Source organism: Mycobacterium gallinarum, from assembly GCF_010726765.1.
Lineage (GTDB): Bacteria > Actinomycetota > Actinomycetes > Mycobacteriales > Mycobacteriaceae > Mycobacterium > Mycobacterium gallinarum.
In genome coordinates this window covers 3790716-3814699 of record NZ_AP022601.1, presented here as the reverse complement: position 1 = coordinate 3814699, position 23984 = coordinate 3790716, and the positions used below count along the sequence as shown (strand labels likewise).

24 protein-coding genes are annotated in these 23984 nt (G+C 65.2%); 14 read left to right on the top strand and 10 right to left on the bottom strand.

Annotation, left to right across the window (positions count from 1 at the left end; genetic code table 11):
• Positions 1-15 precede the first annotated feature (15 nt).
• Genes G6N42_RS18710 through G6N42_RS18675 form a run of 8 tightly spaced genes read left to right on the top strand, consistent with a single transcriptional unit; the run spans position 16 to position 8890 of the window.
• A complete protein-coding gene (locus G6N42_RS18710) occupies positions 16-1206 on the top strand; it encodes an MCE family protein (protein WP_163731218.1) in 1191 nt (396 codons plus the stop codon).
• Complete coding sequence (locus tag G6N42_RS18705; RefSeq protein WP_163731216.1) at positions 1206-2234, top strand: MCE family protein; 1029 nt, start codon at positions 1206-1208, stop codon at positions 2232-2234. The genes G6N42_RS18710 and G6N42_RS18705 overlap by 1 nt, the downstream gene beginning before the upstream one ends.
• Complete coding sequence (locus tag G6N42_RS18700) at positions 2227-3273, top strand: MCE family protein (protein WP_163731214.1); 1047 nt, start codon at positions 2227-2229, stop codon at positions 3271-3273. The genes G6N42_RS18705 and G6N42_RS18700 overlap by 8 nt, the downstream gene beginning before the upstream one ends.
• Complete coding sequence (locus G6N42_RS18695) at positions 3270-4697, top strand: virulence factor Mce family protein (protein WP_163731211.1); 1428 nt, start codon at positions 3270-3272, stop codon at positions 4695-4697. Before G6N42_RS18700 ends, G6N42_RS18695 begins: the two co-directional genes overlap by 4 nt.
• Before the next feature lie 11 nt (positions 4698-4708).
• Complete coding sequence (locus G6N42_RS18690) at positions 4709-5890, top strand: MCE family protein (protein ID WP_434059624.1); 1182 nt, start codon at positions 4709-4711, stop codon at positions 5888-5890.
• Entirely contained in the window at positions 5890-7707 is a 1818-nt protein-coding gene (locus G6N42_RS18685) for an MCE family protein (RefSeq protein WP_163731208.1), read from the top strand. The genes G6N42_RS18690 and G6N42_RS18685 overlap by 1 nt, the downstream gene beginning before the upstream one ends.
• Positions 7707-8402, top strand: coding sequence for an Rv1363c family protein (locus G6N42_RS18680; RefSeq protein ID WP_163731206.1), 696 nt, complete (start codon positions 7707-7709; stop codon positions 8400-8402). Before G6N42_RS18685 ends, G6N42_RS18680 begins: the two co-directional genes overlap by 1 nt.
• Complete coding sequence (locus tag G6N42_RS18675; protein ID WP_163731203.1) at positions 8402-8890, top strand: mammalian cell entry protein; 489 nt, start codon at positions 8402-8404, stop codon at positions 8888-8890. Before G6N42_RS18680 ends, G6N42_RS18675 begins: the two co-directional genes overlap by 1 nt.
• On the opposite strand, the gene G6N42_RS18670 is transcribed toward G6N42_RS18675, so the two are convergent.
• The 5 genes from G6N42_RS18670 to G6N42_RS18650 all read right to left on the bottom strand — a co-directional run bounded on the left by G6N42_RS18670 (position 8877) and on the right by G6N42_RS18650 (position 11807).
• Positions 8877-10337 (bottom strand): alpha,alpha-trehalose-phosphate synthase (UDP-forming), encoded by a 1461-nt coding sequence (locus G6N42_RS18670; RefSeq protein ID WP_163731201.1) that lies wholly within the window; start codon positions 10335-10337, stop codon positions 8877-8879. The genes G6N42_RS18675 and G6N42_RS18670 overlap by 14 nt on opposite strands.
• A complete protein-coding gene (locus G6N42_RS18665) occupies positions 10338-10502 on the bottom strand; it encodes a hypothetical protein (protein ID WP_107529025.1) in 165 nt (54 codons plus the stop codon). It abuts the gene before it with no gap.
• A gap of 52 nt (positions 10503-10554) precedes the next feature.
• Positions 10555-10926: a hypothetical protein gene (locus tag G6N42_RS18660; protein ID WP_163737781.1), complete on the bottom strand. Its 372-nt coding sequence runs from the start codon at positions 10924-10926 to the stop codon at positions 10555-10557.
• Between the two features lie 109 nt (positions 10927-11035).
• Positions 11036-11383 (bottom strand): intersectin-EH binding protein Ibp1, encoded by a 348-nt coding sequence (locus G6N42_RS18655; protein ID WP_163731199.1) that lies wholly within the window; start codon positions 11381-11383, stop codon positions 11036-11038.
• A gap of 61 nt (positions 11384-11444) precedes the next feature.
• Complete coding sequence (locus G6N42_RS18650) at positions 11445-11807, bottom strand: intersectin-EH binding protein Ibp1 (RefSeq protein ID WP_163731196.1); 363 nt, start codon at positions 11805-11807, stop codon at positions 11445-11447.
• 245 nt (positions 11808-12052) lie between these two features.
• Between G6N42_RS18650 and G6N42_RS18645 the strand changes: the two genes are divergently transcribed.
• Both G6N42_RS18645 and G6N42_RS18640 read left to right on the top strand, forming a co-directional pair.
• Positions 12053-12976: an enoyl-CoA hydratase gene (locus G6N42_RS18645; RefSeq protein ID WP_083127385.1), complete on the top strand. Its 924-nt coding sequence runs from the start codon at positions 12053-12055 to the stop codon at positions 12974-12976.
• 45 nt (positions 12977-13021) lie between these two features.
• Positions 13022-13858 (top strand): SDR family oxidoreductase, encoded by an 837-nt coding sequence (locus G6N42_RS18640; protein WP_163731194.1) that lies wholly within the window; start codon positions 13022-13024, stop codon positions 13856-13858.
• 67 nt (positions 13859-13925) lie between these two features.
• Here G6N42_RS18640 and G6N42_RS18635 read toward each other — a convergent pair whose 3' ends face one another.
• Genes G6N42_RS18635 through G6N42_RS18625 form a run of 3 tightly spaced genes read right to left on the bottom strand, consistent with a single transcriptional unit; the run spans position 13926 to position 17195 of the window.
• Entirely contained in the window at positions 13926-14810 is an 885-nt protein-coding gene (locus tag G6N42_RS18635) for an NAD(P)-dependent oxidoreductase (protein ID WP_163731190.1), read from the bottom strand.
• A 15-nt stretch (positions 14811-14825) separates the two neighbouring features.
• Positions 14826-15947: an XdhC family protein gene (locus G6N42_RS18630; protein WP_163731187.1), complete on the bottom strand. Its 1122-nt coding sequence runs from the start codon at positions 15945-15947 to the stop codon at positions 14826-14828.
• A 21-nt stretch (positions 15948-15968) separates the two neighbouring features.
• A complete protein-coding gene (locus G6N42_RS18625) occupies positions 15969-17195 on the bottom strand; it encodes a cytochrome P450 (protein ID WP_163731185.1) in 1227 nt (408 codons plus the stop codon).
• A 112-nt stretch (positions 17196-17307) separates the two neighbouring features.
• Here G6N42_RS18625 and G6N42_RS18620 point away from each other — a divergent pair, with 112 nt between their 5' ends.
• The 3 genes from G6N42_RS18620 to G6N42_RS18610 are packed head-to-tail and all read left to right on the top strand — an operon-like array spanning position 17308 to position 20130.
• On the top strand, positions 17308-17973 hold the full coding sequence (locus G6N42_RS18620; RefSeq protein WP_163731180.1) for a M15 family metallopeptidase: 666 nt from the start codon (positions 17308-17310) through the stop codon (positions 17971-17973).
• 16 nt (positions 17974-17989) lie between these two features.
• Positions 17990-18859, top strand: a complete 870-nt coding sequence (locus tag G6N42_RS18615; RefSeq protein WP_163731178.1) for a DKNYY domain-containing protein — start codon at positions 17990-17992, stop codon at positions 18857-18859.
• Between the two features lie 2 nt (positions 18860-18861).
• Positions 18862-20130, top strand: coding sequence for a spinster family MFS transporter (locus G6N42_RS18610; protein WP_163731175.1), 1269 nt, complete (start codon positions 18862-18864; stop codon positions 20128-20130).
• Here G6N42_RS18610 and G6N42_RS18605 read toward each other — a convergent pair.
• Together G6N42_RS18605 and G6N42_RS18600 are read right to left on the bottom strand one after the other, a co-directional pair.
• The gene (locus G6N42_RS18605; protein WP_163731172.1) at positions 20112-21821 is read right to left on the bottom strand and encodes a glycoside hydrolase family 13 protein; all 1710 of its coding nucleotides are present in this window, start codon (positions 21819-21821) and stop codon (positions 20112-20114) included. The two genes, G6N42_RS18610 and G6N42_RS18605, sit on opposite strands and share 19 nt — an antisense overlap.
• Complete coding sequence (locus tag G6N42_RS18600) at positions 21818-22822, bottom strand: glycosyltransferase family 4 protein (RefSeq protein ID WP_197905540.1); 1005 nt, start codon at positions 22820-22822, stop codon at positions 21818-21820. Before G6N42_RS18600 ends, G6N42_RS18605 begins: the two co-directional genes overlap by 4 nt.
• 142 nt (positions 22823-22964) lie before the next feature.
• On the opposite strand from G6N42_RS18600, the gene G6N42_RS18595 reads away from it, so the two are divergent.
• Positions 22965-23981, top strand: a complete 1017-nt coding sequence (locus tag G6N42_RS18595) for an NADP-dependent oxidoreductase (RefSeq protein WP_232076621.1) — start codon at positions 22965-22967, stop codon at positions 23979-23981.
• Positions 23982-23984 lie beyond the last annotated feature (3 nt).

Sequence of the window (23984 nt, the reverse complement as noted above, 5' to 3'; positions counted from 1 at the left end):
GGGGAAAGAGAAACCATGTCGAGGACCGTCGCGATCAGGATCGCCGCCGTAGTGCTGGCGGCGGTCATCGTGGCGTTCTCGGTGTTCACCTATCTCTCCTACTCGGCCGCGTTCACACCGACCGAAACCGTGACGGTCACCTCGAAGCGGGCCGGTCTGGTGATGGACCGCGACGCGAAGGTCAAGTACCGCGGTATCCAGATCGGCAAGGTCGAAGACATCTCGTATACCGGTGAGGATGCGAAGCTGACGCTCGCGATCAACAAGGGCGAGCTGCGCTACGTGCCGTCGAACGCGCCGGTGCGGATCGCCAGCACGACGGTGTTCGGCGCGAAGTCGGTGGAATTCCTTGCGCCGGAACAGCCTTCAGGTAAGCCGATGGCCGCTGGCGCTGCTGTCAAGGCCGACGAAGTCCAGCTGGAAGCCAATACGCTGTTCCAGACACTGATCGACGTCTTGAACAAGGTCAATCCCATCCATCTGAACGCGACCATGTCGGCGCTCGCGGAGGGCCTGCGTGGTCATGGTGAGGACGTCGGTGTCAGCTCGGCCGGGCTGAATCAGTACCTCGCGCAACTGAATCCGAAGCTGCCGCAGGTGGAGGCGATTCTCGCGCAGACCAACACGGTGGCCAACATCTACGGCGATGCCGGCCCCGACCTGGTGACCGTCATCAAGAACGTGCCGACCATCAGCCAGACGGTCGTCGATGAGCAGGAGAATCTGAACGCCACGTTGCTCGCGACGATCGGCCTGGCGAACGAGGGCGCCGACACCCTCGAGCCCGGCGCCGACGACTACATCGCGGCGATCCAGCGACTGCGGGCACCGTTGAAAGTCCTGCACGACTATTCGCCCGTCCTCGGCTGCATCGTCCAGGGTGTCGCGAAAGGCCGCCAGCGCGGTGCGGACATCCTCGGTGGTTACAAGCCCGGCGCGATGGTCAGTTCGAGCTTCGTCCTCGGCGTCCCGTCATACACGTATCCGGAGAGCCTGCCGATCGTGAACGCGACGGGTGGTCCGAACTGCCGTGGCTTGCCGAACCTCCCGAGCATGCAGTTCGGCGGATCGTACTTCCGGTCACCGTTCCTGGTCACCGACAACGCGCTCATTCCGTATGAGCCGTTCACCGAGGTGCAGGTCGACGCCCCGAATACGTTCCAATTCCTCTTCAACGGCGCGTTCGCAGAACGGGACGACTTCTGATGAAGGGAATCCTGACGAAGGTCGGCATCTTCGTGGTGGCGATGTTGTTGGTCAGCGCCGGTTTGATCGTGATCTTCGGCGAGTTCCGGTTCACGTCGACCAATCGTTACCACGCCACGTTCGCCGATGCGTCGCGACTGGGGGGCGGTAACGACGTACGGATCGCCGGTGTCCCGGTCGGCACGGTCGAAGCCGTGAAGCTGAACCCCGACAACACCGTCGATGTGGCGTTCACGCTGGACAAGAAGTACCAGCTGTACACGTCCACGCGAGCCGTGATCCGCTACGAGAACCTGGTCGGCGATCGCTTCATGGAGATCACCTCGGGCCCGGGTGAGCTCAGGAAGCTGCCCAAGGGTGCCACCATTCCAAAGGACAACACCCAGCCGGCCCTCGACCTGGACGCGTTGCTCGGCGGTCTACGCCCTGTGGTCAAGGGCCTCGACGGCGAGCAGGTCAATCAGATCAGCAATGCGATCCTCGAGCTGCTGCAGGGCCAGGGTGGTGCGCTGTCCCAACTGCTCTCGGAGACCGGAACTTTCAGCCAGACTTTGGGTGATCGGTACCAAGTCATCTCGGAGGTCATCCAGAACCTGAACCAGGTGCTGGGGACCATCGACTCCAAGAGTGCCGAGTTCAATGCCAGCGTGGACGAGCTACAGAAGCTGGTCACTGGACTCGCCGAAGGCCGCGACCCGATCGCCGGCGCGATTCCGCCGCTGGCGTCGGCCGAGACGAATCTGACGGACATGCTGGCGAATTCGCGACGGCCGATCCAGGGCGTACTCGAGAACCTCCGCCCACTGGCCACCGAGTTCGACAACCGTAAGGCGGAGGTCAACGCGGTCATCGAACCGCTCGCCGAGAACTATCTGCGGCTCAATTCGCTTGGTGCGTACGGCTCGTACTTCAACTACTACATCTGCGCGACGACGCTCAAGTTCAACGGGCCGGCAGGCAGCGACATCCTCCTCCCGATCGGCGGCGTCCCGGACCTCTCGAAGGGCAGGTGTTCAGCCAATGGATAAGACCCTGAGGGCGGGCATCTTCGGAATCGCGGTCTTGGCGATGGTCGTCGTCGTCGCATTCGGCTACAGCAGCCTGCCGTTCTTTCCGCAGGGCAAGTCCTACGAGGCCTACTTCGCCGACGCCGGCGGCATCTCGCCGGGTAACGACGCCAACATCTCCGGCATCACGGTCGGCAAAGTGAGCGACGTCGGCCTCGCGGGAGAGTTCGCAAAGGTGACCTTCACCGTCGATCGCAAGATCAGGCTGGGTGACCAGACCCTCGTATCGATCCGAACCGACACGGTTCTGGGCGAGAGGTCGCTCGGTATCACTCCGGCGGGCGGCGGGTCGGTGACCTCGATTCCGGTGGCCCGCACGACAGTTCCGTACACCTTGAATCAGGCCCTGCAGGACCTCGGTCAGAACGCGGCCGCGGTCGACCAGGAGCAGCTGACCCAGGCGTTGGGGGTGCTGACCGATTCGTTCCGCGATGCAACGCCCGAGTTGCGCCGCACCCTTGACGGTGTGGCGACGTTGTCGCGCAGTATCAATGCCAACGACGAAGCGCTGGGTCAGTTGCTGACGCGTGCGAAGTCGGTGACGGGGATACTCGCTGATCGAGCCGGTCAGGTGAACCAATTCGTCACCGACGGCAACCAGTTGTTCGCCGCCCTCGACGAGCGCCGCGCCGCGCTGAGCACCTTGATCGCGGGCATCGACGATGTCTCCGAGCAGCTTTCGGGTTTCGTGAACGACAACCGTCGCGAATTCGGACCGGCCCTGAGGAAACTGAACCTGGTGTTGGACAACCTGCTCGAACGCCGGGACCACATCAGCGAGGCGCTGAGGCGTCTGCCGCCGTACGCCACCGCACTCGGCGAATCGGTCGGTTCGGGTTCGGGCTTCATGGTCAACCTGCCCAACGCGATTCCGAACACCACGCAAGAGGCCGCACTCTTGGATATCTACTTCCAGCCGGGCAAGATTCCGGACAGTCTCTCTGACCTCCTGCGCGGGTTCATCAACGAGCGCCTGATCATCAAGCCGAAGTCGCCATGAGCCGGCTCGTGCGTCTCGGAATCGTCGGCGCCCTGGTGGTGGCGCTGATCGGTGGGCTCTACGTGATCTGGCCGCGCGTCACCACGTACAAGGTTGTCGGCTACTTTGCTTCCGCTGCGGGCGTGTACCCGGGCGACGAAGTACGCGTCGTCGGCGTTCCGGTCGGCAAGATCGAATCGATCACGCCCCAGGCCGACGCCGTCAAGATCACCATGCGGGTCAACAACGACGTCAAGATCCCTGCCGATGCCCGCGCAGTGATCATGTCACCGAATATCGTTGCCGCCCGGTTCGTTCAGCTCACACCGGTCTACAAGGGCGGCGCAGAGATGCAGGACGGTGCCACCATCGAGTTGAACCGCACCGCCGTGCCGGTGGAGTGGGACGACGTCAAGACCGAGCTGACGAGGCTGAGCCAGCAGCTCGGGCCGTCGGCGGGCCAGGTTCAGGGACCGTTGAGCGAGTTCGTCAATCAGGCCGCCGATACGTTCGACGGCAATGGGGATTCGTTCCGGAACGCCCTGCGCGAACTGTCACAGACTGCGGGACGGCTGGGTGACTCGAGCACCGACCTGTTCGGCACGATCAAGAACCTCCAGATCCTCGTCGACGCGCTGTCGAAGAGCAACGAGCAAATCGTCCAATTCAGTGGGCATTTGGCGTCGGTCTCTCAGGTCCTGGCCGACAGCACGGTGGGACTCGACAGCACGCTGGGAAGCCTCAACCAGGCCCTGTCGGACGTCCGCGGCTTCCTCGACGAGAACAACGAGACAGTGGTCAACAGCATCACCAGGCTGACCGACTTCACCAGCATCCTCACGAACCAAACCGACGACGTCGAGCAGATCCTGCACGTCCTACCGAACGCGTTGGCGAACTTCTACAACATCTACAACCCGGCCCAGGGCACCGCCAACGGCCTGCTGGGCCTGCCGGAGTTCCAGAACCCGGTGGAGTTCATCTGCGGCAACTTCGACGGCGCGGGAACGCCCGACTACGACAAGCGATCCGAAATCTGCCGCCAGCGCATGGCTCCGGTGCTGAAGCGTCTCGCGATGAACTTCCCACCCTTCATGGCGCACGGAATCAACACGATCACCGCCTACAAGGGTCAGGTCATCTACGACACCCCGGCAACCGAGGCCAAGGCGAAGACCTACATCCCGTATCTGGAGTGGATCCCGGCCGACGGGCGGTTCCCGCCGCGGCAGGGTGATCCAGGAGATCCCAGCGCGTTGCTGCTTCCGCAGCCCGCGGCGCCGGGACCGCCGCCGCCCGCGCAGCCGTACACGCTCGGTCCGGTCATACTCCCGCCGGGTCCCGCGCCCGCGCCCGGTCCGGTTCCGGGTGCGCCGCTCGCGCCGATTCCGCCCGGTCCGCTTCCCGCCGAGGCCGGCGGCGTCCCGCATGGAGGTGGACAGTGACACGCAAGCCAGTGCGCCGCAAAGCGGGTCGCGCGGCCACCCGGACGCTGGCCATCGGCTCCGGCGCAGTGCTGCTTGCCGGCTGCCAGTTCGGTGGGCTCAACTCGCTCGACATGCCCGGCACCGCCGGGCACGGCAAGGGCTCCTTCTCCATCACGGTGGAAGTGCCCGACGTGGCGACGCTGCCGCAGAACTCGCCGGTGCTGGTGGACGACGTCACGGTCGGCAGCGTCTCTGGAATCGAGGCTGTTCAGCGTCCGGATGGCAGCTTCTACGCGGCGGTGAAACTGTCGTTGAACGAAAACGTCAAGTTGCCGGAGAACTCGACCGTGCGCGTCGGGCAGACGTCCCTGTTGGGCTCGCAGCACATCGCGCTGGCGGCTCCGGCAGACCAACCGCCGGTTGGCCAACTGCGTGAGGGCGCTCGGCTTCCGCTGAGTGACGGCAGTCGCGCTCCGACGACCGAGGAAGTGCTCTCCGCGTTGGGTACGGTCGTCAACAAGGGCAATCTCGGTGCGCTGCAAGACATCACGCAGGAGCTCTACAACGCGGTGGCCGGCCGTGAAGGGCAGTTCGCCGGTCTGATCCCGCGGCTCGCCGAACTGGCCTCATCGTTGAATCGTCAGACCGACGACATCATCGCGACAGCCGAGGGCCTGAACCGATTCGCCGGTGTCCTCGCGCGTAGCAAGGATGATCTGGGTCGGGCGCTGGATACATTGCCGGGAGCGCTGCGGGTGCTGAACGAGAACCGTGGTCACATCGTCGACGCGTTCGCCGGGCTGCAGCGCCTCGGCACGGTGGCGTCGCGCATTCTGTCCCAAACCTCGGAAGACTTCACGCAGGACATGATCGCCGTTTACGCGATGATCAAGCCGATCAACGACAATCGCGCGGATCTCGTGTCCAGCCTCGACAGCCTGGCGACGTTCCCGTTCCCCGGCAAGAACCTGCCCAAGGTTGCGAGAGGCGACTATTTGAACGTCTTCTCGACCTTCGATCTGACGATCCGGCGTCTCGGCGAGACCATCTTCACGACGTCGTTCTTCGACCCGAACATGAAGCGCCTCGCCGAAGTGGTGAGCCCGCCGGAATTCCTCACCGGGGAGATGGCCAACTTGTCAGGACAGGCCGCTGACCCGTTCAGTATCCCGGCAGGCACCGCGTCGGGCCAGGAGGTGCCAGCGGAGTAATGTACAGCCGAACTACACGAATTCAGTTGTGGGTCTTCGCCGTTGTGACGGTGCTGGCCGTCGGTGCGATCGCTCTGCTGTATGTGCGCGTCCCCGCTCGACTGGGCATCGGCACGTACGAGGTCACCGCGAATTTCGTGGCCGGTGGCGGACTGTACGAGAACGCCAACGTCACCTACCGCGGCGTGCAGGCAGGCCGGGTCGAGTCCGTCAGGCTGACCAATGACGGTGTCGCGGCGCGCATGCGGATCAACAGCAGCATCAAGATTCCGGAGAACTCCACCGCCACCGTCAAGAGCGTGTCGGCGGTCGGCGAGCAATACGTGGATTTCGTTCCGCCCACGGATCCCTCGCAGGCGCTGCTGCGCAACGGCGCAACCATTCCCAAGGATCGGACGGCGATCCCGCAGGACGTCGCTGAGCTGTTGCAAGAGGCCGAGAGCCTGGTGACCAGCCTTGACAACACCCGCCTCCAGGACCTGCTGCGTGAGACGTTCGCGGCGTTCAACGGCTCCGGGCCGGAGCTCGCGCGACTGCTGTCGTCGGCACGGAAGCTGATCGACGAGGCGAATGCCAGTTGGCCGCAGACCTCGACGCTGATCGATCAGGCGGGACCGTTCCTGGACGCGCAGATCCAGAGCGGCGACGACATCCGGTCGTTTTCCGAAGGCCTTGCGCGCCTCACCACTGAAGTGGCGAACGCCGACCCCCAGGTGCGTGACCTGCTCGCCACCGCGCCGGGTGCCGCCGCCGAGGCCAGTGAGACGTTCTCGGGCATCCGTCCGTCGTTCCCGGTGCTCGCCGCCAACCTGGCCAACTTCGGCCGCGTCGGCGTGATCTATCACAAGTCGATCGAACAGGCGCTGGTCATATTCCCCGCTTTGCAGGCGTCGCTGATGACGATCGGTGGCCAGCTTCCGGTGAGCGAAGGCGGTAAGCAGGACTTCAAGATTTCGATCAACGACCCGCCGCCGTGCACCACCGGCTTCCTTCCGGGCGCCGACATCCGCACACCCGGTGACACGACCATCCGCGATCTGCCGACGGACTTGTACTGCAAGATCCCGCAGAATGATCCGACCGTGGTGCGTGGTGCGAGGAACTACCCGTGCCAGGAGTTCCCCGGTAAGCGGGCCCCGACGATCCAGTTGTGCCGCGACCCGGCCGGCTATGTGCCACTGGGCAACAACCCATGGCGCGGTCCGCCCGTGCCCATCGGCACGCCGTCGGACATCATGGAGGATGACACGCCCGAGGATGGGCGAAATATCCTGCCGCCCAACAAGTTCCCGTATATCCCGCCGGAAGCTGATCCGGATCCGGGATATCCCGTCGCGCCCGGCCTGCTGCCGCCTGACGCGCCCAGGGGTCCAGGACCGGCGCCGCATCAGCCGTGGCCGTACATTCCGCCGCCGAATTCGGGACCGCCGCCACCGCCGTACACGGCGTGGATTCCGCCGGCGTCGTATCCGAATGCGTGGCCGCCGCCGGCGATCCCGCCGGGCTGGGCGACCAATCCGACCAATCCGCCGGACATCTTCGCCGGGCCCTATGGTCCACCGCCACCGCCACCGCCACCGCCGGCGCCGCCGGGACTGCCACCTGCGGCTGCGCCGCTCGCGGGACTGCCAGACGCAGCGCCGTCACCTGCGGGAACGCCACCTGCGGCCGGTGGGGCCGCCTACGGGACGTACGATCAGCACACAGGAGTCTTCGTTGACCCGGCCGGCGGTACGGGGGTGTACGCGCCCGGTGCCGCTGATCTGCGGCCAACTGAGAACTGGCTTGATCTGATGCTGTATCCGAAGCAGGTGTAATGACGTCCACCCCGACACCTCCGGGGAAGCCCGTGCGCCGGCGCGCTTCCAGGCCGGCAGGTCCGACCACCGGCAAGGCCCCCGAGGTCACCGCAGTAAGCGTTCCGACGGCTGATGCGGTCAGCGCGACGACCGCTCGCAAGGTCGTCAAGCCCGTGGTCCCGCCGTCGCGCCGGTCGGCGCCCAGCCGACTCGTCACGATCGTGGCGCTGGCCTGTGGGCTTGTCGCGACCGCCATTGTGGGCGCCGCGGTGGCGGTGTTGATCGTCCAGGAGAACAACGCCGAGGAAGCGCAGGCGCGCGACCAGCGGTTTGTCGACACCGCGACGCAGGTCGTGGTGAACATGTTCAGCTTCAAGCCGGACAGCATCGACGACAGCGTCGACCAGTTCTACAACAGCACCAGCGGCCCGCTGCGCGACATGTTCAGCCAGAACAACAATGTCGACAATCTCAAGGCGATCTTCCGGCAGACCGGCGGCAGTTCCGAGACGGTGATCAACGGCGCCGCGCTGGAGAGCTTCGACGATGTCAGCAACAACGCAACGGTGTTGGTCTCGGCGAGGGTTACCGCCAGCGACATGAACGGGAACAACAGGCCGTCGCAGCCGTACCGGCTGCGCATCGTCGTGCACGAGGACGACGACGGGCGGATGACGGCCTACGACCTCAACTACCCCAATGGCGGTAACTGATGCGCTGGATCGTGCGCGGAATCGTCGCGCTGGTGGCTGTCGCGTTCGTGAGTCTCGCCGCGGTGGGTGGCGGGTTGTACTGGCAGCGGGTGGAGACACGCGGCGCGCAAGCGGCGCGCGCTGAGCTCGGACCGCTTGCGCAGAAACAGATTCCGAGCGTGTTCACCTATGACTACAAGACCGTCGAGCGCAACCTCACCGACGCGTCCAGCATGCTCACACCCAGCTACCGCAAGGAGTTCGAGGACAGGGCGAACGCCGAAATCATTCCGCAGACCCGGGCTCGAGAACTGGTGAGTCAAGCCAACGTGGTCGGCGTCGGGGTGCTGGACGCGCAGCGGGATTCAGCGGCGGTGATGGTCTACATCAACCGGACGGTTTCGGACAAGACGAACCGCGAAGAGCCGATCTATGACGGTGCCCGACTGCGCGTCGATTACCAGAAGATCGACGGCAAGTGGCTGATCAACTACATCACTCCGATTTAACGTCGCGGGTTGCGGTCAGCGCTTCGAGGAACGACTGTGCCCACAGGTCGACGTCGTGTACGAGCACCTGGCGACGCATGGCTCTCATCCGACGCCTGCCCTCCTCGGGTGTCTGATTCAACGCCGCTTCGATGGCGTCCTTGACCCCTTCGAGATGATGCGGATTCGCCTGGTAGGCCTGGCGTAATTCGGCTGCGGCGCCGGTGAATTCGCTGAGGACCAGGGCGCCGCCGAGGTCGCTGCGGCAGGCGACGTACTCCTTGGCGACGAGGTTCATGCCGTCGCGCAGCGGCGTCACGAGCATGACGTCGGCCGCGACGAAAAAGGCGATCAGCTCGTCGCGAGGTATCGGCCGGTGCAGGTAGTGCACGATCGAATGTCCGACTTCGGCGTGTTCACCGTTGATGTGGCCGACCTGACGTTCGATACTCTCGCGCATCGCGATGTAGCTCTCGACTCGCTCCCGGCTCGGCGTCGCGAGCTGAACCAGCACGGTGTCCTCACGATTCGCGCGGCCCTCGTCGAGCAACTCTGAGAACGCCTTGAGCCGGACGTCGATGCCCTTCGTGTAATCGAGCCGGTCCACGCCGAGCAGAATTTTTCGCGGATTGCCGAGCTCGCGACGAATCTCCTTGGCCCGCTGACGGATCGGACGCGTGCGCGCCTGCTGATCGAGAGCCGTCGAATCGATCGAGATCGGAAACGCGCCGACTTTGACGGTGCGCGAGCCGACTTCGATCTCGCCGAACTTGGAACGCACGCCGATGTTCGCGCGCGAGGTGTTGGCGCCCACGAGCCGACGAGCCAGGATCAGGAAGTTCTGTGCGCCGCCGGGCAGGTGGAAGCCGACGAGATCAGAGCCGAGCAGCCCCTCGATTATCTCGGTGCGCCAAGGCATCTGCATGAACAGCTCGACCGGCGGGAACGGGATGTGCAGGAAGAAGCCGATGGTCAGGTCGGGTCGCAGCTCGCGCAGCATCTTCGGAACGAGTTGCAGCTGATAGTCCTGGATCCACACCGTGGCGTTGCTGGCCGCAGTTTTCGCCGTCGCCTCGGCGAACCGGCGGTTGACGTCTACGTACCGGTCCCACCACTCGCGGTGGTAGATCGGCTTGACGATGACGTCGTGGTACAGGGGCCATAGCGCCGCATTCGAGAACCCCTCGTAGTACTCGGCGATGTCCTCGGCGGACAAGCTGACCGGACAGAGCAGCATGTCGTCCTGCTCGATCGGCTCGTCACCGGCGTCGGGTACGCCTGGCCAACCGATCCAGGCACCCCGACGGCGGCGCAGAAGTGGCTCCAGAGCTGTCACGAGGCCGCCGGGGGCCCGTTTCCAGGTCGTGGTGCCGTCCGGCAGCCGTTCCATGTCTATGGGCAGCCGGTTGGCCACCACGACGAAGTCGGAATCACCGGAGCTGACCTCCCGGTCACCCCCCCGACTCACTTACGCCTCGAGTTTCGAGGGTCCAATGCCGAGCATCGACAGGAAAATCCGGCACTCGTCGGCGTCGTTCGCATATGCGGCAACGACGCGCCTGGCCTGGCGCGCAGTGCTGTCGGCAAGCGGTTCGACGTCGCCGAGTTCGGCGGGATCAGATTTCGCAGGCATACGACAACTCTAGGGGACGGTGTCATAGCCCCTGTTCGGAGGCTTCCGAGGGTTAGTTGGTCACCGTCGGGCTGCTGCCGAAGACGGGTGCCGGCGGCGGCGTCACCGTCATGGCCTGCTGCTCTTCGGCGAGGCCCATGCACTGACCCGAGTTGTGCCCGGCGCACGGGATACCCATGACGGTCGGGATGTCGGGGTTCTGCGGCGTGGTCGAGTACGGCGAGGAGCCCGAGTTGGGAACCGTATGGGGGACGCAGACGCCGGTGAACTGGTCGGACTCTTCACCGCCCGGGCAGCCTTGAGCGATGGGAGCGATGTCGGTGGCCGGCACCGCGAGTGCGGCGATTGCGGGGGCCGCGGCAACTGCGACCGCAAAGCCACCGGCAAGGATCAGTCGTCGAGCTGAGAGCTGGAAGGTCGCCATCGTCACGCTTTCTCTAGTTAGACCGTGTCGTCGGCAAGATTCTATGGAAGCTGCCAACTTTCTGCACAGCTTCGGTGAGTTCGCTGACTCACAGGTACCCCGCAGCTACCTATGGGCTGGAGCTGAATGTCGAACGCGGCGTGACATTCGGGATCAGCGCTTGATCCTCGGCCAGACCGATGCACTGACCCGAGTTGTGCCCGATGCACGGAATGCCGTCGATCTCCGGCACATCCGGGTTGGCCGCGGTCGTGGTGTACGGGGATCCAGCGTTGGGCACCATGAATGGAACGCAGGTGGTCGTGAACTGGTCGGGTTCCTCGCCACCCGTGCATTGCGCCACCGGAATTCCGGGCTCGGGCATCGAGTAGGCGGCGACCGCGGGCGCGGCTGCCGCCGCGACGACGAAGGCGCCGATCAGAAGGTGACGCCGGCTCGCGAATGAGGAGGAGGCCATTCCGAGAGTCTAGTGATCGCGCCGTGATTCTGTGGATCTTCTGAGGCAGCGCCCGCCGCGGTCAGGGGCTGGAGCTCACACTGGTGTGCGGCTGAACCAGGGGAGTCTGGGCCTGCTGCTCTTCGGCGAGTCCCATGCACTGACCCGAATTGTGGCCACCGCAGGGGATTCCGTCGATCGCGGGTAAGTCCGGATTACCCGGAATCGTCGAGTACGGCGACCCTGAGTTCGGTCCCCCTTGGTTAGGTACGAGTTCCGGGGTGCACGTTGTGGTGAACAGATCCTCGGATTCGCCTGAGGGACAAGCCGCAACCCCGGACGCTTCGGGCGTCGTCAACGCCACCATGACGGGCGCGGTGAGGGCCGCCAGCGCGAATCCGCCGGCCAGGATGAGTCGCGCTGCGGTGATCCGCTGTGTGGCCATCTCTTCGCACTTCCTTATAGTTTGCTGTATGCCTGCAGAGCGGTGGCGAAGTTTGCCTGCGCTGCGTTCTGATTGGCTCAAGTGTACTCGTATTAAGGGGAATAGCGCGGTGAGTGGGTTTTCTGACTTTGGTCCTTCGCTGGGCTGTAAGTTCGCTGGACGATACCTGTGGCACCGCTGAGCGACCGCTCGGCCCAGCACCGTAATGTGCAAGCTGTCTTACTACGCGAACGAGGTGGTCGGCTGTGGCTAGCCCTGATGTGACACGTGCGGAACCGACCGGACAACAGGTCACCTACGAGACTCTGGACGAGGGGCGTATTGCGCGCATCTGGCTCAACCGGCCCGAAGCGCAGAACGCCCAGTCGCGAACTCTGCTGGTGCAGCTGGACGAAGCCTTCGGCCGTGCGGAGGCGGATGACGAGGTCCGGGTGGTGATTCTCGCCGCCCGCGGGAAGAACTTCTCTGCCGGACACGATCTCGGCTCGGAGGAGGCGATGCTGGAGCGCAAGCCCGGCCCGGGCCAGCATCCGACGTTCTCGATCAACGGAGCCACGAGGCACGCCGTCGCCGAAAAGACGTATCTGCAGGAGTGGCACTACTTCTTCGAGAACACCCGCCGCTGGCGCGATTTGCGCAAGATCACCATCGCGCAGGTACAGGGCAACGCGATCTCGGCTGCCCTCATGCTGATCTGGGCGTGCGACCTGATCGTCGCCGCCGACGACGCGAAGTTCAGCGACGTCGTCGCCGTCAGGATGGGCATGCCGGGAGTGGAGTATTACGCGCACCCATGGGAATTCGGCGCACGCAAGGCGAAAGAGCTTCTGCTGACCGGTGATTCGATCGATGCCGAAGAAGCGTACCGGCTGGGCATGGTGTCGAAGGTCTTCCCGCGCTCCGAGCTCGAGGACAAGACGCTTGATTTCGCGAGGCGCATCGCCGAGCGGCCGACGATGGCGGCGCTGTTGGTCAAGGATTCGGTCAACGCCGCGGCCGACGCGATGGGCTTCACCGAGGCGCTTCGGCACGCGTTTCACATCCACGAACTCGGGCACGCCCACTGGGCGGCCGCCAACGAGAACCGCTACCCGGTCGGACTGCCGCCAGACGTACCGGACTGGCGAACGTTGGGAGCGCCCAAGCCTGCGCGCTACGACGAGCCGTGACGTATAACTAGAACCTGTTCTAGTTGTCGGACGAAGGGGTCTGCAGTGCAACTGTCATTGACGGGGCAAACGGTTCTGGTCACCGGTGGTGGCAGTGGCATAGGTAAAGCGTGCGCCGCCGCGGTGGTCGCGTCCGGCGGCAACGCGATGCTCGTCGGACGCAACGCAGACAGGCTGTCGGCCGCGGCTGACGAGATCAAGGCCCTGGGCGGACCCGGTGAGGTGCTGTACGAGCCCGCCGACGTCACCAACGAGGACGAGGTCGCCCGCGTCGTGGAGGCGACCACCGCATGGTCCGGCCGGTTGCAGGGTGTCGTGCACTGCGCCGGTGGCAGCGAGACGATCGGGCCGATCACGCAGATCGATTCCGAGGCGTGGCGACGCACCGTCGACCTGAACATCAACGGCACCATGTACGTGCTCAAGCACGCCGCGCGGGAGATGGTTCGCGGCGGCGGCGGATCTTTCATCGGTATCTCGTCGATCGCGGCGAGCAATACCCACCGGTGGTTCGGCGCCTACGGGGTCTCGAAGGCGGGCATCGACCACATGATGCAACTGGCGGCTGACGAGCTCGGCGCCTCCTGGGTACGGGTGAACTGCATCCGGCCGGGTCTCATCCGCACCGAGCTCGTCGCGCCGGTTCTCGAGTCGCCCGAGTTGAGCGCCGACTACGCGGACATCACGCCGCTGCCGCGGCCCGGTGAGGTCGAGGACATCGCGAACTGTGCGGTGTTCCTGCTGAGCGACGCCGCGAGTTACATCACCGGCCAGGTGATCAACGTCGACGGCGGGGTGCTCGTGCGCCGTGGGCCCGATTACTCGGCGATGCTCGAGCCGCTCTTCGGTGCCGAAGGCCTACGCGGGGTCGTCCCGCAGTAAGGCGGGGGAGTCGTTCTCGCCGGTTGTAACCTGGTGGCGCGTTTCAAGCCGAATGTTCGCCATCCGGTTACAACGGCCGGGCGCCGGCTTCCCATGAGGCGACCTTTCCGAGCGCGGACCAGTCGAGGTGGGCGCCGCCGTTGGCAAGCAAGGTGAGGAAGCGGTCGCGGATCAGGCTTGCCACCGGCAGCGGCACCTCCAAAGACTCGCCCGCGGCGAGCACAAGCCGGACGTCCTTCAAGCCCAGTGAGGCAGCGAAGCCGGCGGGTTCGAACTCCTCGCGTGCCAGCAGTCCTCCGTACGTCTTGTAGACCGGTGCGTCGAAAAGCGTCGACGTCAGCACCTCGAGGTAGGCCTGCTTGTCCACGCCGGCCTTTTCCACCAGCGCCATCGACTCGGCGAGCGACTCGATCACCGACGCGATGAGGAAGTTCCCACTCAGCTTGACGAGGTTCGCGGCCTTCGGCTGTTCGGCCACGACGAACGTCCGCTGACCGATCGCATCGAATACCGGCGAAAGTTCTTGCACTGCAGCGGGTTCACCGGCAGCTACCACGAACAGCTTGGCCGCTTCCGCCGCCTCCGGACGCCCGAACACCGGCGCCGCCACGAAGCGATGCCCCGCCTCGGCATGCGCGTCCGTCAGCCGTTCCGCCAGCGCGAGGCTGATCGTGCTCGACGAGACATGAGTCGCACCGGCCGGAAGCGACGCCAGAATGCCTTCCTCGCCGAATGTGACCGTCTCCACCGCATCGTCGTTGGCCAGCATCGTGATCACGACGTCGCCCCCGCACGCCTCGGCCACGGTCCGCGCCGCGCGAGCGCCCTTCTCGACCAACGCGGCGACCTTGCCCTGCGAGCGGTTGTACGCCGTCAACTCATGCCCGGCCGTCAGCAGATTGGCCGCCATGCCCGCGCCCATGTTTCCCAGTCCTACAAACCCGATTTTCATGACATCCACATTGCCTCAACGGTCGTGGTGGATTCGCCCAGCCGTATCCGCGAGCGGCAGACCCCCGCCGCCCCACCGCCGCGCGATGATCTCCGCGGCGATCGATACCGCCGTCTCCTCCGGGGTACGCGCACCCAGATCGAGGCCGATCGGGCTCGACAGCCTGCCCAACTCCACATCTGAGACGCCGGCCTCGCGCAGGCGGGCGATCCGATCGTCGTGAGTGCGCCGCGAGCCCATGACGCCGATATAGCCGACCTGCGGCAGTCGCAGCGCGAGGTGTAGGACCGGAACGTCGAACTTGGCGTCATGGGTGAGCACGCAGATCGCGGTGCGGTCGTCGATCAAGTCCTTGGCCGCCTGCCCGGCGAGATAGCGGTGCGGCCAGTCGACGACGACCTCGTCGGCACCCGGGAACCGCGCCGGTGTCGCGAACACCGGCCGTGCATCGCACACCGTCACCCGATAACCCAGGAACGAACCCTGCGTGACAAGCGCCGACGCGAAGTCGGTCGCACCGAATATCAGCATCCGGGGACGCGGGGCATGGCTGGCGACGAACACCTCCATACCGGACTCCTGCCGCTGCCCGTCGGCACCGTAGGACAGCACCGTCGACCGCCCGGCCGCCAGCAAACCCCGCGCGTCGTCGCTGATCGCGGCGTCGGCACGATGCGATCCCAGCGAGCCGTCGACACCGTGCTGTCCGACGACGATCCTGCGTCCCACCCGCCGTGGGTCCGGGTGGGCGATGACCGTGGCGACGGCGGTCGGGCGATGGGCGGCGATGTCGTCGGCGATCGTCTCCAGTTGCGGGAAGGTGCTGCGCGATACCGCCTCGGCGAAGATGTCGACGATCCCCCCGCAGGTCAGCCCGACGGTGAACGCGTCGTCGTCGCTCACGTCATAGCGCTGCAACCGGGCCTGCCCGGACGCGACGACGTCGTTGGCCATTTCGTAGACCGCCGCCTCGACGCATCCGCCGGACACCGAGCCGGCCACCGTGCCGTCGGGTGCGACGACCATGGTCGCTCCGGGCTGCCGCGGCGCCGACCGGATCGTATTGACGACGGTGGCGACGCCCGCCGTGCCACCGGTCCGCCATACCGATAGCAACTCGTCGAGGACGTCGCGCACCGTCGAAGTGTAAGCCCGACTTCAGCAGCGGCCGCGTTCGTCGAACTCGATCGGCAGCACCGCGGGACCGGTGATGCCCACCAACGGCTTCCACACCGCGGGCGCCGCTCGCCGCACGTTGGTCATCCGCTGGGTCATCACCACCAGGGCCTCGGCGAGCTCACGTCGTGCCAGGTTCGCGCCGAGGCAGTAGTGCGCACCCGCGCCGAACGTCTGCATCGGCGCTGCACCCGTACGCGTGATGTCGAGGCGATGCGGATCGTCGAACACCTCGGGGTCGCGATTGCCCGCGGCCGTGTTCACCATGACGAAGGTGCCGGCCGGGATCGTCACGCCGCCGAACTCGACGTCCTCGATCGTCATCCGCATCGCGCCGAGGACGACGGGGTTGAAGCGCATCAGCTCCTCCACCGCGTTCATCGCCAACTCCGGCCGCTCGGCGAGCAACTCCCATTGGTCGGGGTGATCGCACAGCGTGTCCACCGCTGCTGCGAGCTGATTGCGGGTGGTGTCGGTGCCCGCCATCAGAATGCTCGCGGCGAGCATGCGCAGCTCCGGTGTCGTCAGCCGGTCACCGTCGTCCTCGGCGCGGATCAGGTCCGAGATCAGATCGTCGGTCAGCGAGTTGCGGCGGTCGGCGACCATGGCGTCGATGTATTCGTCGAGCTCCGCCCATGCCTGCAGTATCACCTGCTCGTGCTCGGCCACGTTCCAGGTGAACAGCTTGAAGAAGTCATCGGCCCACTCGGAGAACAGCTTCGAGTCCTCGCTGGGCGCGCCGAGTAGCTCCGCGATCACAGGGACCGGGTAGGGGCGGGCGATGTCCGCGACGATCTCGCTCTTGCCCACGGGCAGCAGCGGTTCGACCAGTCGCGTGATGATGTCGGTGATCACCGCGTCGAGGCGGCCCACCGCCCGCGGTGTGAAGGCTTTCGACACCAGACGGCGCAGCCGATCGTGGTCGGGTCCATTGATGCTCAGGATGGTCGAGACCGCGCGATCCCAGATGGGGCCCGACGTGATGCCCTGCGTCTCGAGGCCAAGGCCTTCAGGCACACACATGCGGTGATCGCGAAGCGCGGTGCGGGCCAGGTCGTAACTCAGAATCTCGGGGCCGTGCGCCCCCATCACGACGGGCCCCTGGCTCAGCGCGACGGCCAGCCGGCGGTGCGCTTCCGCAGGGTCGGGTGCGGTTTCGTAGTCGACTGTCGGCAGGTCGACGATGGTGGGTTCAAGTGTGATGGTCATGAGGGCCTCCCCGGCGTTTGAAGGACACCTCGATGGTCGATCCGGGGCGGGGAAGCGGACTAGCGTAGGCGACTACCCCAACGCGAGATCCCAGCGCAGAGTGAGGTCACGAATGCGACAGGTCATCGCAGGTCTACTCGTCGCGGGCATGGTGGCGTGGGGTGTGCCCGGCTCGCCCGGCGTCGCGTCGGCGGCCCCCGACATCCCGCCGGTTTCGGATGCGGCGCGCGCCGCCGGACTGGTCGACGTCCGGACCGCCGTGCCCGACGCCGTCATCGACCTGCGGTACGCGACGTCGAACAACTTCGTCGGGGTGGCGATGTATCCGGCCGACGCACGGTGCCTCGTCGCTCAGTCCATGGCCGACGGCCTCAGGACCGCCGCCGGCATCCTGCGGGCCGACGGCGATGTCCTCGTCTTCTGGGACTGTTACCGGCCGCACGCGGAACAGGTCCAGATGTACGAGGTGGTATCCGAGCCCGGCTGGGTCAGCAAGCCCGGCCCCTATGCCCGTAGCCACGAGGCGGGGCTGTCGGTCGACGTGACGCTGGCACATGACGGCGCGCTCGTGGACATGGGAACCGGCTTCGACGAGTTCACGCCCCGCGCGAACGCCTATGCCACCGACGGAGTCAGCCCGACGGCGCAGGCGAACCGCACCCGGTTGCGCGAGGCGATGGCCGCAGGCGGGTTCACCGTCTACAAGGGTGAGTGGTGGCATTTCGACGCACCCGGCGGTTACGCCAACCACCCGATTCTCGATGTTCCTGTGAATTAGGTGATTTGATTCCCCGGTGCGCAGGTTGATCGCGGCGGTGTCGCTGGTCGCTGTCGCGCTTCTGCCGGCATGTAGCCGAGACACCGTGCCGAGTTCGCTGTTCAACGCCGGCGGCTACCACGTGCGCGGCGAGAAGGTCTATTACCTCCGATCCTTTCCCGGCGACGCGTTCGAGATCGACGGCGCCGACCCCGCGTCGTTCCACCCCTTCGATCAGACCTATGCCCGCGACAAGTCCACCGTGTACGTCGACGGTCGCGCGCTGCCCGGCGCGGACGCATCGACCTTCGAACTCCTCGACCGCCCCGGCTTCGCGAAGGACGCCCGCCACGTATACCAACGCGACCGTCGGTTGAGCGACGATCCGGCTCACTTCGAACTGCTCGACGGCGATCTCTCCAGGGACGGCGCCGCGGTGTACCGGAGCGACGGTGAGGTGCTCTCCGACGATCCCGCACACTTCGCGATCATCTCCAACGCCGACCACTACCTGTTCACCAAGGACGCCAGGACGGTACATGTCAACGGCAACCCGATCGACGGCGCGGACCCCGCCACATTCGAAGCGGTGCAGGGCGCGTACGCGCGGGACGGTAGACGGGTCTACTGCTTCACCGACCAGATCGCGGGCGCGGACATGGCGTCGTTCCGGGTGCTCGACGGCCCGTATGCAGCCGATGCCACGCGGGTCTACTGGATGGGCAAGCCCATCGAGGGTGCCGACCCGCCGAGCTTCCGCGTGCTGAACGCCGACTTCGAGTGCTCGGCCGACGCACGGCGCGCCTACTACCGTAATTCCGTTGTCGCAGGAGCAGATCCGTCGACCTTCCCGCCCAACCGGTCTGTCACGCGATGTGACGAGACCTCGATATCCTTCGCGGAGTAGCCATGACCACCCACAGCACGCGGCGCGCCTGGGCGGCGGTCGCGCTGCTCGCCGTGGTCGGCACCCTCAACTACGCCGACCGGTTCCTGCCCGCCGTCCTGGCCGAGCCGATCAAGAACGATCTGGCGTTGTCCGACACCGCAATCGGCGTCATCAACGGTTTCTGGTTCCTGGCCGTCTATGCGGTACTGGGCCTGTTCATCGCCAGGATCGCCGACCGTGGCGCCTTCGGTCTGGTGATCTCGACGTGCCTGACCCTGTGGGGCACTATGACGATGCTCGGCGGTGCGGTCCAATCGGCACTCCAGCTGGCCCTCACCCGCGTCGGCGTCGCGGTGGGTGAGGCGGGCAGTACGCCTGCCGCGCATGCCTACGTGGCGCGGAACTTTCCGCCGGAACGGCGCGCCGCCCCGCTGGCCGTCATCACCCTGTCGATCCCGGTAGCTAGTGCCGCAAGCCTGCTCGGCGGCGGTCTGCTCGCACAGTCGCTGGGATGGCGGACCGCGTTCGTGGTGATGGGCGCGATCAGTGTGTTGTTCGCCCCGCTGGTGCTTGTCGTACTCGGACGTCGCCAGGCGATGCCCGTCGCGACCGCACCCACGCGCGGCGACGTGCAGGCGGCGAAAGTGCTTGACCTGCTGAAGAAGCCGAGCTTTTGTGCCGTCGTACTCGGTGCGGCGTTCATCTCGTTCGCGGGATACTCGCTGACCACCTTTGCGCCGGCTTACCTCATGAGAGCCCGTGGGATGTCGCTCGGTGAGGTCGGTGTGCAATACGGTCTCGCCAGCGGCTTGACCGGTATCGTGAGCCTGCTGATCGTCGGTCGTATCGCGGATCGTTTGTCCGCCAGGGATCCTCGGTGGTTGCTGTGGCTGGTGGCTATGATGACCGCTGTCCTGCTCCCGTTTTCGGCACTGGCTTTCATCGTGGAGGACCGCACGTTGTGCGTGTGGTTCATCGCGCTGAGCTACGTCATCGGGACCGCGCACATGGCGCCGTCGATTGCCGCGATCCAGCGCTTGGCACGAGCTGCGCAGCGCGCAACAGCCTCGGCGATCTTCTTGTTCGTCGGTTCCATGCTCGGATCGGTGGGCCCGTTCCTGACCGGCGTCATCAGCGATGCGCTCAAGGCCGACCTCGGCTCCATGTCGCTGGGCCGGGCCTTGCTCATCGTGCCTGCGGCACAGGTGATCGCGATCATCTGTTATCTCCTGGCCAGCAGGCGCTTCGTCAACGAGATGGTCGAATCGGATCAAGGGGCGACTGCGTAGTAGATGCGTGCGTCCCAGCCGGCCAGTTCCAGAGACTGCGACGACGTCGCAGCGGGTGTACCGGGCAGGTTGCCGAGTAGAAGGCGGGCCCCGGTCCACTCTCGCCCGATTTCGACGTTCCGGACATCGCGACCGCAGTTTGCGATCACGAGAAGTCTTGCAGCCGAGGAGTTTCTGGAGTATGCCCAGATCTGGGGATCGTCTTCCATCAGGGGCGTGAAATCACCATCGACCAGGATGGGCAGCTCATGGCGGAGCCGAATGAGTGCCTGATAATGCGCGAAGACTGAATCTGCTCGGTCGATCTGCGCTGCGGCGTTCAACCAGGTGTAGTTGGGATTGACCGACAGCCATGGGTTGCCAGTGGTGAATCCCGCGTTCGGTCCGGGGTCCCATTGCATGGGTGTTCGGGCGTTGTCGCGGCTCATCTCGGCCAGGCCGGCCAGCGCAGCAGCCTCGTCCCCACGAGATTCGACAACGGCGTTGTAGTAGTTCACCGCCTCGATGTCTTTGTGGTCCTGCGGACTGCGGAAGGGAAAATTCGTCATCGCGAGTTCCTCGCCTTGATAGACGAACGGGGTGCCACGCATGCCGTGCAGGACAGTCGCGAGTGCCTTCGCCGAGGCGGCCCAGTACTCCGCGTCGTCATCCCCGAATCGGGACACGACCCGAGGCTGGTCGTGGTTGTTCCAATACAGGCTGTTCCAGCCGGTCTCGGCCAACGCCACCTGCCACCGGTGAAGCGACTTCTTGAGTGCGACCAAGTCGCGACCGACCCAGTCGAACTTGCCCGCAGGGCCATGGTCGACGGACACGTGCTCGAACTGAAAGACCATATCCAGCTCGCCGCGGGCCGGATCGGTATACAGCCGGGCCTGTTCGGGGCTCACGCCGGGCATCTCTCCCACCGTGAGGTACTCGCCGTCGCGGCCCCCGAAAACTTCTCGGTTCATCTCCGCCAGGTACACGTGCACGTGCGGTCCATCGACGAAACTCTCGAATGCAACGACGAAGCGCTGCCCGGGGATCGCGGGCGCATCGGGCAGCCCATCAGCCTTGGAAATGAAGTTGATGACATCCATTCGGAAGCCGTCGACACCGCGGTCGAGCCACCAAACCATGATGTCCTGCACGGCCTTTCGGACCTGAGGATTTCTCCAGTTCAGATCCGGCTGCTTGCGGTCGAACAGATGCAGGTAGTACTGGTCGGTTCCTCGTTCCCACTCCCACGCCGAGCCGGAGAACAGAGATCCCCAGTTGTTCGGCTCACCGCCGTGATGTGCGTCCCGCCAGATGTACCAGTCCCGCTTTGGGCTGTCGCGGGATGAGCGCGATTCGGCGAACCACGGGTGTTCGTCCGAGGTGTGATTGACGACGAGGTCCATCACCAGTTTCATACCGAGTTCGTGCACCTTGGCGAGCAGCGCGTCGAATTCTGTCAGGGTGCCGAAGCGCGGATCGATGTCGCGGTAATCACTGATGTCGTAACCGTTGTCGGCTTGGGGTGAGGGGTAGATCGGTGACAACCAGATCACGTCGATGCCGAGCGTGCTCAGATAGTCGAGCCGCGTCATGATGCCGGCCAGATCGCCGAAGCCGTCGCCGTTCGAGTCGGCGAAGCTGCGCGGGTAGATCTGGTAGACGACAGCCGATTTCCACCACGCCACATCGCGGCGGTCGCCCTGTGTCACTTGCCGATCACGTCGCGGTAGACCTCCACGTACTTGTCGATCATCGTGGCGACCGTGAAGTGTTCCGCGGTGTGTTCGGCGATCGTGCGCCGGTCGAGCTCGCCTGCCGCATCAATAGCGGCGACCGCCGACTCGATGTCGTCGACCAGAAAGCCGGTCGTCCCATGCATGATCAGTTCGCCCATCGAACCTCGGGAGTTGGCGACGACCGGTGTGCCACAGGCCATCGCCTCGACGACGCTGTAGCCGAACGGCTCATCGAAGTCGATGAGATGGAGCAATGCATGCGCGTTTCCCAATACCGCGGCGCGGTCGGACTTTTCGACAGCCCCGAGGTAACGCACGTGCTGGCCGTCGATGTGCGGTGCGACCTCGTCGCGGAAGTACTTCTCGTCTTGGATGATCCCGCCGATATCGAGCCGACGTCCGCTTCGACGAGCCACCTCGATCGCATGGGCGGTGCCTTTGTCGGGATGGATCCGACCGAAGAACAGGAGATGCTCGCCGGGATTGGGGTGAATCGCGAATTCGTCGGTATCGATGCCGTGGTGGACGGTGGCGGCGTAGTGCAGATTCGGATGTCGGTCGGCGTCGCTGATCGACACGTATGCGGTCGTGGTGTCGTAGCGCTCGTAAACAGGAATGATCCGATCGGACGAGAACCCGTGAATCGTGGTGACCACCGGTGTGGTGACGAGGTCGCTGTATGTGAGTGGCAGGAAGTCGAACCCGTTATGGATGATGTCGAAGTCGTCGGCGCGTTCGAAAACCGAGGCGACGTGTAGGCATTCCGCAACCTTGGCATCGATCGTCGCCTCCTCGGACCAGCCGACGGGAGTGGTTGCGTGCAGGCTGGCGGTGGTGATCGAGTCCCCGGTAGCGAACAGCGTGACGTGATGACCGGCCGCCACCAGTCCCTCGGTGAGCAACGAGGCGAATTGCTCCCAAGGTCCGTAGTGACGGGGCGGTGTCCGCCAGGCGATCGGCGCCAGAACCGCCACTCGGATCGGACCGCCGGTCTCGCTGTGTGTGGGAATGCTCTCAGGCTACTCGGCCGTGCGCGCCGGGGCGTCGGCCGAGTCCGGCGAAACCCCAGCCGAAAGGGGGTCTGTATTAGGTAGTTTCACCATCGTGGCCCAACTGATGAACCGCCAGATCGTCCTGCGTCGTCGTCCGACCGGGTTGGTTGCGCCCGGCGACACCGAGTTGGTGACCACACCGGCGCCCGAGCCCGCCGAGGGTGAGGCACTGATCCGCACAACGTATGTCGGTATCGACGCCGCCGCACGCACCTGGCTCAACGATCAACCCGGCTATCTGCCGCCCGTGCAGATCGGTGAGGTTATCCGCGCGGCCGGCATCGGCGAGGTGGTCGAGTCGCGCTGTGACGCCTACGCCGTCGGCGACGTCGTCACGACGCTCACCAATTTCCAGGAGTACGTGATCTGCCGCGACGACATCTTCACCACCCCGGTGCCAGGGCCGCAGGACAAGGTCGACCAACTCGCAGTGATGTCCGTGTACGGACCGACGGGCGCCACCGCCTACTTCGGCATGGTCGGCATCGGTAAGCCCAAGGAGGGGGAAACGGTGGTCGTCTCCGCTGCGGCGGGAGCCACCGGCTCGGTGGCCGGTCAGATCGCCAAGATCGCGGGCGCCCGCGTCGTGGGCATCGCAGGAGGGCCCGACAAGTGCAAGGCGGTCGTCGAGGACTTCGGATTCGATGCGTGCATCGACTACCGAGAAGACGACATCAAGGCCGCGCTGAAGGAGTACTGCCCTCGCGGGGTCGACGTCTACTTCGACAACGTCGGCGGTCCGATTCTGGATGCTGTGCTCGGCCGTCTTGCGCCGAAGGCACGAGTGGTGCTGTGCGGTGTCATCTCCAGCTATCTCACCGGTGAGCATCCCGGACCTGCCAACTACGTCAATTTTCTCGCCAAGACCGCGACCATGCAGGGCTTCAACGCGCTCGACGAGTGGAGCCGATTCGATGAAGCGTTCGGCCCCCTGCGTCGGTGGTCGGATGAAGGCAAGCTCGTCCACCGCCAGACGATTTACGAGGGCATCGAGTCGTGCGTCGACGCCATGAACGGGTTGTTCACCGGGGCGAACATCGGCAAGATGTTGGTGAAGATCAGCGAACCAAAAAACGGCTGAATA